At 37.5% G+C, this 13,280-nt stretch carries 11 protein-coding genes, 1 pseudogene and 1 riboswitch; of the genes and pseudogenes, 9 read left to right on the top strand and 3 right to left on the bottom strand.

The genetic code is table 11. From position 1 onward, the window contains the following. Window positions 1-690: 690 nt before the first annotated feature. From MKX97_RS08980 to MKX97_RS08970, 3 genes and pseudogenes are all read left to right on the top strand, one after another. Window positions 691-1,614 carry a hypothetical protein gene (locus MKX97_RS08980; protein WP_342535802.1) on the top strand — a complete coding sequence of 308 codons (924 nt, stop codon included), beginning with the start codon at window positions 691-693 and terminating at the stop codon, window positions 1,612-1,614. 753 nt (window positions 1,615-2,367) lie between these two features. Beyond that, a complete protein-coding gene (locus MKX97_RS08975; protein WP_342535801.1) occupies window positions 2,368-2,556 on the top strand; it encodes a DUF5412 family protein in 189 nt (62 codons plus the stop codon). A gap of 55 nt (window positions 2,557-2,611) precedes the next feature. Further along, window positions 2,612-2,776 (top strand): annotated as a pseudogene (locus tag MKX97_RS08970) (DUF5412 family protein); the annotation flags it as partial. Between the two features lie 427 nt (window positions 2,777-3,203). Here MKX97_RS08970 and MKX97_RS08965 read toward each other — a convergent pair. Next, window positions 3,204-3,809: a hypothetical protein gene (locus tag MKX97_RS08965; RefSeq protein WP_342535800.1), complete on the bottom strand. Its 606-nt coding sequence runs from the start codon at window positions 3,807-3,809 to the stop codon at window positions 3,204-3,206. 596 nt (window positions 3,810-4,405) lie between these two features. Here MKX97_RS08965 and MKX97_RS08960 point away from each other — a divergent pair. The 4 genes from MKX97_RS08960 to MKX97_RS08945 all read left to right on the top strand — a co-directional run bounded on the left by MKX97_RS08960 (window position 4,406) and on the right by MKX97_RS08945 (window position 7,550). Then, window positions 4,406-5,425, top strand: a complete 1,020-nt coding sequence (locus MKX97_RS08960) for a VanZ family protein (RefSeq protein ID WP_342535799.1) — start codon at window positions 4,406-4,408, stop codon at window positions 5,423-5,425. A gap of 248 nt (window positions 5,426-5,673) precedes the next feature. Further along, entirely contained in the window at window positions 5,674-5,889 is a 216-nt protein-coding gene (locus MKX97_RS08955) for a hypothetical protein (protein WP_078816694.1), read from the top strand. A gap of 226 nt (window positions 5,890-6,115) precedes the next feature. Then, a complete protein-coding gene (locus tag MKX97_RS08950) occupies window positions 6,116-6,511 on the top strand; it encodes a VOC family protein (protein ID WP_009496559.1) in 396 nt (131 codons plus the stop codon). Window positions 6,512-6,755: 244 nt separating this feature from the next. After that, window positions 6,756-7,550 (top strand): MerR family transcriptional regulator, encoded by a 795-nt coding sequence (locus tag MKX97_RS08945; RefSeq protein ID WP_342535798.1) that lies wholly within the window; start codon window positions 6,756-6,758, stop codon window positions 7,548-7,550. Between the two features lie 318 nt (window positions 7,551-7,868). Here MKX97_RS08945 and MKX97_RS08940 read toward each other — a convergent pair whose 3' ends face one another. Next, the gene (locus MKX97_RS08940; protein WP_009496561.1) at window positions 7,869-8,141 is read right to left on the bottom strand and encodes a hypothetical protein; all 273 of its coding nucleotides are present in this window, start codon (window positions 8,139-8,141) and stop codon (window positions 7,869-7,871) included. A gap of 231 nt (window positions 8,142-8,372) precedes the next feature. Between MKX97_RS08940 and MKX97_RS08935 the strand changes: the two genes are divergently transcribed. Further along, window positions 8,373-8,594, top strand: a complete 222-nt coding sequence (locus tag MKX97_RS08935; RefSeq protein ID WP_009496563.1) for a MutS domain V protein — start codon at window positions 8,373-8,375, stop codon at window positions 8,592-8,594. A 285-nt stretch (window positions 8,595-8,879) separates the two neighbouring features. Here MKX97_RS08935 and MKX97_RS08930 read toward each other — a convergent pair whose 3' ends face one another. Further along, window positions 8,880-10,163 carry a lipid II flippase MurJ gene (locus MKX97_RS08930; protein WP_342535797.1) on the bottom strand — a complete coding sequence of 428 codons (1,284 nt, stop codon included), beginning with the start codon at window positions 10,161-10,163 and terminating at the stop codon, window positions 8,880-8,882. Window positions 10,164-11,195: 1,032 nt separating this feature from the next. Beyond that, window positions 11,196-11,295, top strand: a riboswitch (purine riboswitch). A 150-nt stretch (window positions 11,296-11,445) separates the two neighbouring features. Here MKX97_RS08930 and MKX97_RS08925 point away from each other — a divergent pair. After that, the gene (locus MKX97_RS08925; RefSeq protein ID WP_342535796.1) at window positions 11,446-12,741 is read left to right on the top strand and encodes an NCS2 family permease; all 1,296 of its coding nucleotides are present in this window, start codon (window positions 11,446-11,448) and stop codon (window positions 12,739-12,741) included. Window positions 12,742-13,280 lie beyond the last annotated feature (539 nt).

Below are 13,280 nucleotides of genomic sequence, written 5' to 3'. Positions count from 1 at the left end.
AACCGCACTTCAAGCGGATGTCAGCTGCACTGACCGGGTGTTCACAGCACTCGGTCTTTTTTTTATATCTTCACCTTACCACAATTATGCTGAAAATACACTTGTTTAACCACTATAAATTAATGCGCCTTGCCATCAGTAGCAATAATCGAGAATCGAGCACTATTGCCTCATAATGTTGTGTTGCAATGATGCCATGTTGTTGTCGTGTGAAATGAATTGTACTGGTTCTTAGATAACTGGTTTATTTAATAGTGAAATTGGCAAGAAGTCGAGGGGGGAATTCATGTCATTTTTGAAACGTTTTTCTTTTTGGCTGCCTGTATTGGCGGTGATTCATTATATAATTGAACTGTTGTATAACCCAGTTAAAGATATAATATTCGCCCTTGATCCCTTGCTAGGAAAAACATTTTGGGCGCTTAACATTCACGATTTTCTTTATGATAGCGAACATTCCAAAATCTTATTTCCAGGCTTATTGGTGCATCTTTTCGTGTGGTTAATCTATGGCATTATTATAGATTACATTTTCAAATTGTTATTCAGACAAGATACACGATGATTAAGAGTGCGTGCTTATTGGTTTGCAACTATCGAGCACGTTTGCTGCAAAGACCTGCCAGAACAGGACATTCTACCAGAGTTAAGAAACACTCTTTTATATCCAAGAAAGGTGGACGGGAAAAAATGAATTCAACAATCGAAATACACTCAAGTCCTATAGTGAACCTGAACGAAGAGCTGAAATCTGCGAATCCTGTTTCGATTGCCATCGGCCATGATAACGATCTATTCGTCCTGCTGGCGGAAGAGCGGCCACCTTTAATTAATGGCTGTTTTCCTGCAACGGTTACGGAAGAAAGCTATAGTTATCATGTCGTCCATGTGAAAGACGGTCAGAAGACAGTTGTGCATTTGCCGGAAGAGAAGTGGAATTATCATTATATACAGCCGATCGATAATGGACATATATTGCTTGTCGGTGCGCGATCGTATTACCATGATGCGCAGAATATTGAGGAAAACGCAAGGGTGTATGATAAAAATGGGCGTTTGATCCGGTCGTTTTGCCTAGGCGATGGGATTGAGCATGTGTACGTTACGAAGAACCAGGAAATTTGGACAGGGTACTTTGATGAAGGGGTTTTCGGCAATTATGGCTGGGAGGAACCAATCGGTCGTAGCGATCTTGTTGGCTGGAATGCGTCAGGTCATAAGATCGACTCAATGGAAGAGGACAAGGAGTATTCCATTTTTGAGTGTTTAGCGCTTACCAGTGATGCTGAAAACAGGATTTGGTTTTTCTTCAGTATTGATTCGAAGATTGGAGTACGAAAAGACGGACGGACAGTGTATTATTCGCCCGAAGGTCTGGGTTTCCAGTCGTTTGCGGTGAACGGGGATACCATCATTGCGTATCGGGAAAGATGGGGTCGGTCACTTTTTGAGATGCAGCGTGAAGGTGATGAATGTAAGGTTGTTCATGAAATTGAGTTGATCAAGCCGAATGGTACGGCTGTCGAACCGGAATTGGTGAGCAACCGGGAGAAATGGATACTGTTTTTGGACGGAGATGAGTTGTATATGTTTGAAGCGAAACCGGGCGTGTGATGAAAAGCAACTGGCTAAGATTTTAGGGTTCATTTTTATATAAAACTAATAGGCGAGTATAGAAAAAATCCGCAATTCTACTACAAGGCTTTGTTTCCTCTCACCAACCGGGCCACTTTGTTCTGAATGGAGGTTCTATGACTAGTAAAAATATACTCAAAAAAGCGTTATTTTCGTAGTTCAGTGCTTTGTTATTTTTCTGATTAAGGATTGGGTTTTCAAATCTGAGGTTCGATGGCCATGTACTTTGTTTGGTGTTATTTTAGCCACTTTAGTTTTCTTTGGTTTCTTTTGGCAACAAGCAAAAGGAGAACGAAAGGAAGAGTAAGATTCTAACCAATAAGCTTTAAAGCAATCGGGCACAGATGTTGAATAAACGCTGTGCTTGAAACGGGGCATTTTGTAAGGTTAAGGGAAGTGACAAATAATGTTCTTCAGGAAAATGAGTGTTAAGGAATCATTCAACTCTAAAAAAGGAATGATTTTTGGTTTTTATGCTTACTTGCTAGTTTCTGCCGTAAACTATTTTTATTATTTATTTAAAGAAAGTGGCTTGTTCTCTCCAACGTTTATTTTTTGGAGTGGGTTATTAGCTTTTTTCTTGTTTGAACTGATATTAAATGTTAAAGACAAATTGGTTAAGAAAAGTGTTAAAAATTGAGTACTACAATTCCAGAATCGGGGGCTTTAACAGCATAAAGAAGCGCCCATTTTACATTATCTGGCCAGATTCTTGGATAGGGGTGTATTTTAGTGGGGACTGAAAAGGTACCAAGAAACGAAAAAAAGAAAGTTTATAAAACGATTTTCTTTACAATTGGAGTAGTAGCGCTGCTTTTTGTAGGGCTACTTGGTTATGGAGTATATTGGGCATTCTTTGATATGAATAGGTTGCCGACAGGTGAATATCTTACGGAAGAAGTTCTCCTGATGGTAAGGTAAGTATACGTTAAAGGCATACGTTGCTAACGGTGGGGCTACAACGTCATATACAGTACGTGGCGAGTTAGTCTTTAATCAAAAAGATAGAAAAGCGAAGAATATTTACTGGAATCACAAGGAAGATAGTGCAGATATAAAGTGGCTTGATAATGACACTTTAATGATTAATGGACATTCGCTAGATGTACCGAAAGATAAGTTTGATTTTAGAAATCAGTAATTCACTATACTGTTATCGGGCGCTTTAGTTGAACAATCGGCTGCCTTTACAGCGCAGCTTTTTCTTATTGAGTAGTCAAGCCCGTTCAGCAATTGAATCGATGTTTTAAGGATGTACTAATGAACGATTTCAGTTGTTTGTACAAGAAATCCGGAAAACACATCGCCAATTTAAATTGAGTTAATGAACAGCTCTTACAATAAATAAACAGCCACCGACTCGATTAAGAAGGTGGCTGTTTCATATTGGCTCAATAAGTAAGGTTAGTCTAAGTCTAATTGAGAAGATGGATGTTTTTCCAAATAGAGGAAGTGAGTGTTAAAACTGAAGGTGGAAACGAATTTAAAGCCAACATCATTGAATATGGCGATGACCCAAAGCTTTGGTTTTTAGTTAATGATGGAGAAAAAATAGACTATTGGAATACTTACTCTATGATATTTTCGACCTTGATAATCGTGTCTGTTGCATCTAAATAAGTGAAACGATAATTCTCCCCTTTATATATTAGGGAATCCTCAAAATAGAGTGTCATTTCACCTTTATCGGTTTCAATTAGTACACTATTAGAACGAAAAGACACTTTATGTCCACGAGATCCCCTATATATATCCATAACCAATACGTCTTCGACTTGCCATTCGCCATTTTCATAATCTTTCATACTCTGGATAGACTTTTTAGCTGCAGTTCCACCGAAAACTAATAAAACTATGGTAATGATTAAGGTAAATATCCCACCACATGCAAATTTGATGACCGATGATTTTTTGATCCTCTGAGGATTATAAACAGTAATCAAAAAGACGTGATACAGAATAAGTAAACAGAATGTCAAACCAGCAGCAAACAAAAAGGACATTCCAATAAAATGATAGACGAATGCTTTATAAAGATCCGTCCCAAACTTATTGGTTGTAATAAAACTGCCCCCTATTATAACCAAAACAATCATGACCATTAAAAAGAGAAGAATGATTCGTAGTCGTTTTTCATTCTTTTCATTATGTAACTTTAAGGATTTCTTCCTCATAAACATCAACCTCTCGTTCGCCTATTGCATTTAGGTATGGTCTATGGTCTATTGCCAATAAACTTTTACCTATTTTCATAGTGAATACGAATGAAAGCGGTAAAAAGTTTTAATTGGAGAAGAATTATTATTTGCAATATCTCCTTCCCATCATTTTATTGATAAATAGTTTCACCGTTCCAATTAACTGGTGCACTTGGTTATACGCATTGTACAGAAAATCCACCAGTAGTGTGTTTTAAAGAATTTTTAAGTTACTATTTTATCGACCACTATTAACCCCATCTCGACTTAAGACAAGTTCGAAAAGAGAAAATAAGACAGATTAATCTACTTCAATTAATGGGCGAAGATTGTTTAACAGCTATAGATCGCACTCGGCCTATTTAATTGAACAATGCTCGCATGGCAAGAAGGATTTAGTATGGAGATTTCATTAGTCAGGCATGGTAAATCCAAACATGCAGACAATAATAATATGGCTTGCAATGAATTTAAAATCATTCTACCAACCATTGCGTTTCTTAATTGAAAAAGGGTATGTACTTAATAAGCTGTTCTTGGCGTTCACACTACAAATAAAAGAGGGATAAACAATGCAATCCTATCTAATGCCTATTTTCATTGCCGGCGTCGTTTTTGTGTTCCTTGCCGTATTGCTGACATTGCCATTTTCCATTTTTCAATACCGCAAGTACGGGTATTTCAGCTTTTGGAAAACGGCACTTCTTGTCAGTTTTATTTTTTACAGCTTAAGTGCGTACTTTTTAGTCATTTTTCCGATGCCTTTCAGTTTTCAAAACTGCGGAGAAGTTCCGCCCGGCAAGATTCTTGTCCAAACGCGTCCGTTCCAATTTATCCGGGATATTCAGCGGGAAGTTAATTTCCATTGGATTGTTCCTTCTACGTATGCTAATTTGCTGTCGGCACCTTCTTTTTATGTCCGATTTTTCAATGTTCTTCTGCTATTTCCGTTAGGTGTCTATATACGGTACTTCTTTAAGAATAGGGAAAAGTGGCAATACGCTGCATTGATGGGGTTAGGCGTTTCGCTGTTTTTTGAAATCACTCAGCGAACCGCTGTATTCGACCTGTTTGCCTGCCCTTATCGTGTGTTTGATGTTGATGATTTACTGGCGAATACAGCCGGCGCCGTTCTGGGTTTCTTGATTGCCCCGCTTTTTCTGATGTTCATTCCGTCGAAAGATGCCTTGGACAGGCAAGAACAGTTTTACGATGGACAGCAGCAGGCGACATTTGGCGCGCAGCTGTTTGAAGTGCTGTTAAATGTGATGGTAGCTAAACTGCTCGCTAATCTCATAAGTCCATTGTTTGCGCCGACGAGTACATTGGGCAAGGCCCTCATTTTTGCCGTTGCCTTTTATTTCTTGATCGTTATCCTTCCGGCAGTTTGGAGGGGACAGACAATCGGCGGAAAAATCATTCGTGCCCGGCTTATCGCAATAAAAGGAAGTCAATTTAGGAGATACAATCGACGATTTTGGATTTTGTATATGCCGTTTTTATTTTCCGCAACCAGTAGAGTCTTGACTTCAGAAATGAAAGATGACATCATTCTAAACCTAGCTGCTTTTGGGCTGGCTGGATTTTCCTAGCTTGTCTGGCTAGTGTTTATCGGGCATCTCCTCGTCAGGTGGGGGAAAAAAGATGACATGCCGTTTTATAACCGCTATGCCGGTGTTATGGTTGAGCGGATGGGGAAGAGAATGGATGGCGAAAGGAATAAATACATCTAATTTATAGGGTGCCTGTGTAAAAAACAAACATAATAGTTTGACGCACAGACATCCTACATGTTAATGCTACAATTGAAGATCTGAATAGCGTATCAAAACTAGGGGAATTGCCCTTACAGAAAGCAAAAGATTTTGCCATTGAAACTGGAGCTAAAAGTATTAGTCAGAATATAGCTCCAGATCAGAAGTTAAAAGTGAAGTTGCCAAAGGTGTATATTGATTTGATCAACGAGCTACAGGAACTACTAAGAAAAGGCGGAAAGTTGAAGCGGATAATCGAGCTACATAATAAGGAAACGGATGGCTATACGGAAAGAAATTGAAATTCTGCCTGGTTCGACAGTACTTATAGAAGGAGTTTTTTTACAGCTACCTGAATTAAGACAGTAATTTGATCATGTTATTTTTCTTGCCGTGGGCAAACAGACTTGACATAGGCGTGTAATCGACAGAGATGACACCTTGTAGTTAAGCATCAAGCACAAGTGTAGTTGAATTGTTATAAACGAAACTTGCATAGGTACCAAACAAAAATAGGGAGGAATTAAAATGAAAAGAATTGTACCACATTTAAGGATTAAAAATTGTAAAGAAGAAATTGAGTACTATAAAAAAGTTTTTGGCGGAGAAATAAAAAACACCCAGTTATCGGATGGCATTGAAATGTTCAAGGGGTATGAAGGTAAGTACATTCATGCTGAATTACATATTAACGAAAATTGTATTTTGTATATGGCTGACGTTTTTGGTGAGGAAACCGTACAAGGTACTAGCATTTTGCTTGGTCCTGATCTTGAAAGTGAAGAGGAAATTACCAACGTCTATGAAGAGTTGGCCAAGGATGGAGAAATTAAAATGGAGCTCCAAGACACATTCTGGGGGGCGAAACACGCTATTGTCACAGATAGAAATGGGATAACGTGGGAACTTAACTTTACAAAGTAGACAATTTACTTGTGTTTAAAATACATTGGACAATCAGTCATGATGTTTGTTAAGAAATTTTCAACATGTAAATAAAGTCAAAGAACGAAATTTAAAACATCTTTCATCTAATTATGACGAAATCCCTCCTGAACTCTTCACATCACAGGGGGGATTTTTTAATTCTAATTATTTTTAGCTTGCCCCTTCCCTTACGTCACACGTTAAACTAAAGTTACACCAATAGTAATGGAGGGATAGTTTTATGGATACTGAAGAATATGCTTTCACAATTAGTGAATTTGGAAAGCGTACCACAACAACGGTTAGAACGTTAAGATTTTACGAGAAATTAGAATTACTGATACCTACAAAGCAAAATGCCTCTGGTCACAAGTTGTATGGGTTTAAAGAGTTAACGAAACTGCAGCAAATCCAGTCCTTGAAGTTTTTAGGATACTCGTTACAGGAAATCAAAAACTTAATTGATAACGACTCAGACGCATCTCAACAACTTGAAAAGTCATTGCCCTGGCAGCATGCACTCCTAACGGAAAAGAGAGATGAGTTAAATCGATCCATCGAAGCAGTTGAGCATATACAATTTCTTTTGAAAGAAGGAAAGCCCATTACATGGAAAGTGTTAAGTTCCCTTCTTTTTAAGATGGAAAATGAACAAGATCAACTAGAATGGGTGAAAGAATACTATCCAGAAGACGTGGCTGAACAATTTGTTTCCCTTCCGAAAGAGCAGCGAGCTCAAATGGATATTGAAATGCTAGATTGGTTATCGACAATCAAGCAATTGATGAGGGATGGGTTATCTCCACATTCACCTGAAGCGTTTGAAGTGGCCGTAAAATTATCCGAGATTGCAATGAAACATGTAGATGACAAAGAGGAATTGGCAAAACAAATGCAGAAAGCACAAGAATCAATGAAAGCTGATAGTGTGAATTTTACGTTTCCTACAATTCTGACACAGGAAGAGGAAGCCTTTTTGGAAGCAATAGCAAAGTCGATTAAAGCGTTATATGGTGAAAATGTTGACCAAGAATAATAGGCACACGTGTAATCCTTCACTCAAGAAATTCTAAATTGATTCCTTCCAAAGTAAAAAGACGCTATTCTTTACTAAAGAGTAGCGTCTATTTACTCTTTCCGTATATGTAATTGTGATAGCTGTATATTAAATATTAATATTGGATTTATTCTGACTTCTTAAATGGTAAAATAGATTATAGAGCACATACTTTCTTTATTCAAGCAAATATACACAAACCTATGTTCTTGGATATGGAATAAACTATTCATACCAGTAGGTACAAGTGAAGCAATTTATATTGTGCTTTTTTTTATTTTTAATACCTATACCAGTCTAACTTTTCTTTGCGTTATTTTCTGAATCCGTTAGTGAGTTTATCACGCGGAAAAAAAATGCGGCTATTAACATTCCAAAACTTATCACAAGCAGTCCCATTCCAAGCCATCTGCCAATTATAAAAGAAGCGACAATTAATAAGATCGTTGAAATGACTGTTGAACTAGTTGCTCTTTTTTTATCCTTTAAAATGCCCAAAACTATAAGGTAAATAATCAGGTTACTACCAAAACCAATCCCAATTGGAACTAATATATCCACTCTATTCACCTTTTTCTCATCTTTTTATCGTATAAAAATCGTAACACAAACAGATGTGCACTAACAGCGATAAAGAAGAAAACTAGAGAGATTGTTTTTTGAGCACTTAAAAGAATCAATAAGCTTAGTAAAGAACAGAAACCAATAATTTCATTTATTGACGAGATTTTAAAAGGAACAAATACGATTGAAAGAATCTCCGCATCGCATGATAGTGAGTTAACAGAAATTGCAGGGGAATTGTATAGCAATTATCATTTCAGAGAATCGATTGAAGACGGTAAAGTATTATTTGATTATAAAGTTCACGAAGGACCTTCCACAACAAGGAATGCCATCAAACTGCTGGAGGTTCTAGATTATCCTGAAAGTGTAACTACTCAGGCAAATGAGATGGCACGGCATTTCACTGATGTGCATGAATGGGAAAAGATCAGTAACAGATTAACTCAATTAAGTTAACAAGTAGAATGGTGGCAGTTCAACGATTATGAAATCTTCACTCGATGTTTTTGTAAAAAGAATTATATCAGACATGGGATCGTGTCTACTGTGGCATTTCTATTCTTGGTTATACTTTTAATTACATATATCAGAAGATTAAGGGGGAAGAATTAAAGAGTATCTTTGAGAAAACCACAATGGAACAGCCTGTGGGTCGTTCCATTGTATCCCTTATCAAGTAAATGAGTGTACACTGCAAATTACTTTATTCATCTATTAGAAAACAAAAAAGAATCTTTCCATTTATAATTCCCACTTTATCCTGGCATATACAACGAGCATCACGAAGTTCGCCGCAGCACTAATAACCGTACCATAAGCAATTGACGATGCACCAAATGAGTCCATCATCAAATAAATAACTGCTACATTGATACCCAAGACGCTAATTACACTAAATAGTACCGGTACCATCGAACTACCTTTAGCATAGTAGAATCGCGTGAGAAAGGTATTGGCTGCAAGGAAAAACATTGACAGAGAAAACGCACGAAATATAGGCACTGTCAATAAGACGGATTCTCTTGTAAATTCTCTACGTTCAAAAACAAGACTTATCAGCGGTTCTGCAAAGACGTAAGCGACAACTGTTGCCGGAACAAGTAATGCACATAGATAAATCATTCCTTTTTTATAAAGTGCACGGATTGTCTCGATGTTGCCTTCTCCCTCTTTTTTACTAAGAAGAGGATAGATGACGGTTGTCACAGCAGTCATCAAGATCGCTTGCGGTAAACCAGTCGACTTCGAAGCAATGTTAACTGAAGTAATCACTCCTTCTCCAAATCGCTCAGATACAATCCGATGAATGAGAATATAGAATTGTAACGAAGCACCGCCAAACAGTATCGGCAAAGCGATAACCCATAATCTCTTAATATCTTCCGTCATACCAAAAGATGGTTTCAACGAATAGAGTTTCGATCTCCGAAGTCCTGTATAAAGAAATCCGCCCATCAACAGTGCACCACATAATGCACCAATCCCAAATGATTCAGGACCGAAATAACTGGTTAATAAGATAGCAATTCCGACAAAGGCTGCATTGTATAGAAGAACCGCAATACTCGACAGGCTATATTTCCCGTTTACGTTCAGTACCCCGCTCATCCACGTGGATAGGACTAAAATAATTGAGGACGGCATCATCCAGAGATATAGGGTGCGTAACAATGCATATTCTTCAGGACCCCGGTTTTTGAAGAACAGTTTCAAAGTCGGATCTACAAAGATGATTAATACAGCAGTTACGGAAATTGCAGTTGCAAGAACAGTTGTAAGCGACTTTCGAACATACAAGGCTTTATCAGATGTCGTTGAATGATAGACAGATATAAATGCTGTCGTCAATCCACCACCCACCACAAGATAAATAAAATTTGGAATCGTATACGCTGTTGCAATGGCATCCGCTGTGTTCGACGTTCCATACTGATTCGTTATCACAATTTCCCTATAAAAACCAAGCAACCTGGCCAGTATATTTATGATAGCAACGGCCCCAACAACTTTCATTATTTTACTCATTGAGACAACCTAGCCTTTCTTGAAGGGACAAAATTAACGGCAAGTCTCCTATGTATCGTCATGCAAATACTGTGCGACTTTCATTTACACAGCTGTTCCATAGATTATATCAGAATTGTCTTGCATGCCCATCTTTTTCCTTTCGTAAAGTTGGGGAAATTTGTAGTTGACATCAGAAAGTTGTTAGCTGAATTTTTATTAAGTCTGGTAGCCATCTATTTATTTCCAATAAGTGAGAGAGAAAGGGAACTATTTCTGGTAATATATATATGAATTAGAGTTTTGGTAAATGGGTAAACCGAAGTTGAAACCAGCGCTTCCAAGCCTTCGTATATAAGCTAAAGGGGGGTATTGAGATGATAAATAAAGCTTGGATATTTTCTGTATTCACTCTACTTTCTATAACAATGTTACTGATTTATGATTTCTTTCCTGAGTTAAACAAATTTTTACGACTATCAACACCAATTTTCATTGGACTATTTCTAATGATCTTATTTTCTGGATTCTATTTAAATCGTATTAAAATGAATCTTCCTTGCCATTCAATTTGGCATGGCAAGTTACACTTACATCGTATTTGTTCATTTTAATTATAGTATTTACATTGCTTGGGGGCGTTTCCCAAGTAGGAATATCTTTGTCCAATCCTATTCTATGGATTGTTCTTATGTTTACTGTTGTTGAAGATATCAGGCAGTATAGGAAAATGAAAAATGCTCAATCGAATTTAACTCCATAAATACGTTTTTATGGCATGTTGGTTTTAGAAAGGGTGAAGATAATACTGCAATCGATCGCTTTAAATAACTTACCGATGCTAAAGCACCCACGTTATAACTAGATGCTTGGGTAGTAATATAGATTTCCCCAGCTTTTGTGCTCAGTTGTTTTACTGTAGTTTTTTTGTAGATCTAGTATCTGATCAATTTTTGTTTCGTTTCGAATATTTTTCTTCATCAATGGCATAAATCAATTACAATTTATGCCATTGACGATTCACATGAAACTTGATATTATTTTCCTATTGTTTTTAAAACAAAAGATATACCTTGTATAAATTCAAGAAGATGGCTTGAAAGTTTCTACCAGCTACCGATATTAGCTGACTACAAGGAATGGGGAAATACTGGTATATTTTACTTCCTTTATGTAGAAAAGCTTTGGCCAACTAGTGGTCGAAGCTTTTTTTAGATTATAGGGAAATAAATGAATTATTTCTAAAATGACAGGTAGGCACATTCCCGTTTAATCTTTAATTTAGCAAATAGGAGATTCCAATATGAAAAACTTTTTTAAATTTGCAGAACGGGGTACTTCCTATAAAACGGAAACACTCGCAGGGATTACGACCTTCTTATCGATTGCCTATATTTTGATCGTCAATCCGATTATCCTTAGTCAATCTGGAATGGATCACGGGGCTGTATTCACCGCAACTGCGCTTACTGCAATTATCGGCACACTACTGATGGGGGTACTTGCGAACTTCCCGATCGCCATTGCACCGAGTATGGGATTAAACTCATTCTTTACTTTCTCAGTATGTATTGGAATGGGCATTGATTGGCAAGTCACTTTAACGGGGGTTTTTGTTGCCGGCATTATTTTTATGCTATTAAGTTTATTTAAAATCCGAGAGAAGATTATTAATATCATCCCAATCGATTTAAAATATGCGATCGCTTCGGGTATTGGATTCTTTATCACATTTGTCGGGTTAAAAAATGGTGGCATTGTGGTCGGTAATCCAGATACAATTGTGTCGATTGGCGATTTAACGTCACCGATGACACTACTAGCTGTTCTAGGTCTTATTCTGACGATTATTATGTTAGTACGCGACATTAATGGCGGTATTTTCTACGGAATGGTTATTACAACGATTGTTGGTATGATTTTCGGATTAATCGAAGTGCCTGCATCGATGGTTGGCAGTATCCCGAGCATGGAACCAACATTTGGTGTTGTGTTTGGCCATTTAGATGAGATTTTCACGCCAGAGATCCTGACAGTTATTTTCACGTTCTTAATTGTAGCCTTTTTTGATACAGCGGGTGCATTAATTGGCTTAACGAGTCAAGCAGGCATGATGAAAGACAATAGGATTCCGAATATCGGTAAAGGCTTGCTTGCAGATTCGGCTGCGGGTGTAATTGGCGCTGTTTTAGGTACATCAACACCTGCGACCAGCGTTGAATCTTCAGCTGGTATTGCTGTCGGAGGAAAAACCGGCTTTACCTCTGTCGTGATTGCTGCTTGTTTTGTCGTTGCTTTATTCTTCTCACCACTTGTTCACGTTATTTCAGTGGAAGTGACATCAGCTGCATTAATTATTGTAGGTGCACTAATGGCCATGGAAATCCGTAGAATCAACTGGACAAAGTTAGAAATTGTGATCCCGTCATTTTTAACAATTATTATGATGCCGCTAACTTCCAGTGTGGTCATCGGGATTGGGTTAGGTTTTGTTCTGTACCCAATTTGTTTAGTCGCACAAAAGCGTTCTAAGGAAGTGCATCCAATGATGTATGTGCTCTGCCTGTTATTCCTTTTATACTTTGCTTTTATCGTGTAGTAATAGGATTCGAGTACAAGGAGAATACAGTCGCAGGGAGATAGAGAGCGACGCCTGAAGGAACATACACCATGAAAGAACATAATGACCTCCATTCTTTTTAGGCAACGAAATTAATGGGTTTCAACCATAGAAGACATAGGTTAGTTCAGCTAATCTATGTCTTTTTTTACCTCATAAATAACTTAGGAACCTTATTGCAAGTAAAATTATTGAATAATCCATTCTTCAACTATCGGACCAGATGGTTGAAGAATAATTTTATTTCAACGGTTTTTTACGGGGATATTCCTAGTCGTTTGCACCAGCTTGATTCAATTAAGTTAACGGCCAATATGGTGATAGTTCAACTAACGGATAAGATTAGGAAACCTTTACTCGGTGTTTTCCGTATCACTAGTAGGTAGGAAAGGGTCAGTGAGGATGAAAGTTTTTAAAAACACTATATTTTTATACTATTATCTTTTTTGTCATCTTGGTTTTAAAAGCTCTTATTCTGAATCCAGAGAATATCAAAAGGGTTTTTGAAAAAGGAATTT

The organism is Sporosarcina sp. FSL K6-3508 (assembly GCF_038615825.1).
GTDB lineage: Bacteria > Bacillota > Bacilli > Bacillales_A > Planococcaceae > Sporosarcina > Sporosarcina newyorkensis.
This window is presented reverse-complemented; position numbering and strand designations above follow the sequence as displayed.

Coding starts and splice junctions, on each gene's coding strand:
- MKX97_RS08980 (WP_342535802.1), top strand. CDS start 691: ATGAATTCAACAATCGAAATACACTCAAGTCCTATAGTGAACCTGAAC.
- MKX97_RS08965 (WP_342535800.1), bottom strand. CDS start 3,809: ATGAGGAAGAAATCCTTAAAGTTACATAATGAAAAGAATGAAAAACGA.
- MKX97_RS08960 (WP_342535799.1), top strand. CDS start 4,406: ATGCAATCCTATCTAATGCCTATTTTCATTGCCGGCGTCGTTTTTGTG.
- MKX97_RS08950 (WP_009496559.1), top strand. CDS start 6,116: ATGAAAAGAATTGTACCACATTTAAGGATTAAAAATTGTAAAGAAGAA.
- MKX97_RS08945 (WP_342535798.1), top strand. CDS start 6,756: ATGGATACTGAAGAATATGCTTTCACAATTAGTGAATTTGGAAAGCGT.
- MKX97_RS08930 (WP_342535797.1), bottom strand. CDS start 10,163: ATGAGTAAAATAATGAAAGTTGTTGGGGCCGTTGCTATCATAAATATA.
- MKX97_RS08925 (WP_342535796.1), top strand. CDS start 11,446: ATGAAAAACTTTTTTAAATTTGCAGAACGGGGTACTTCCTATAAAACG.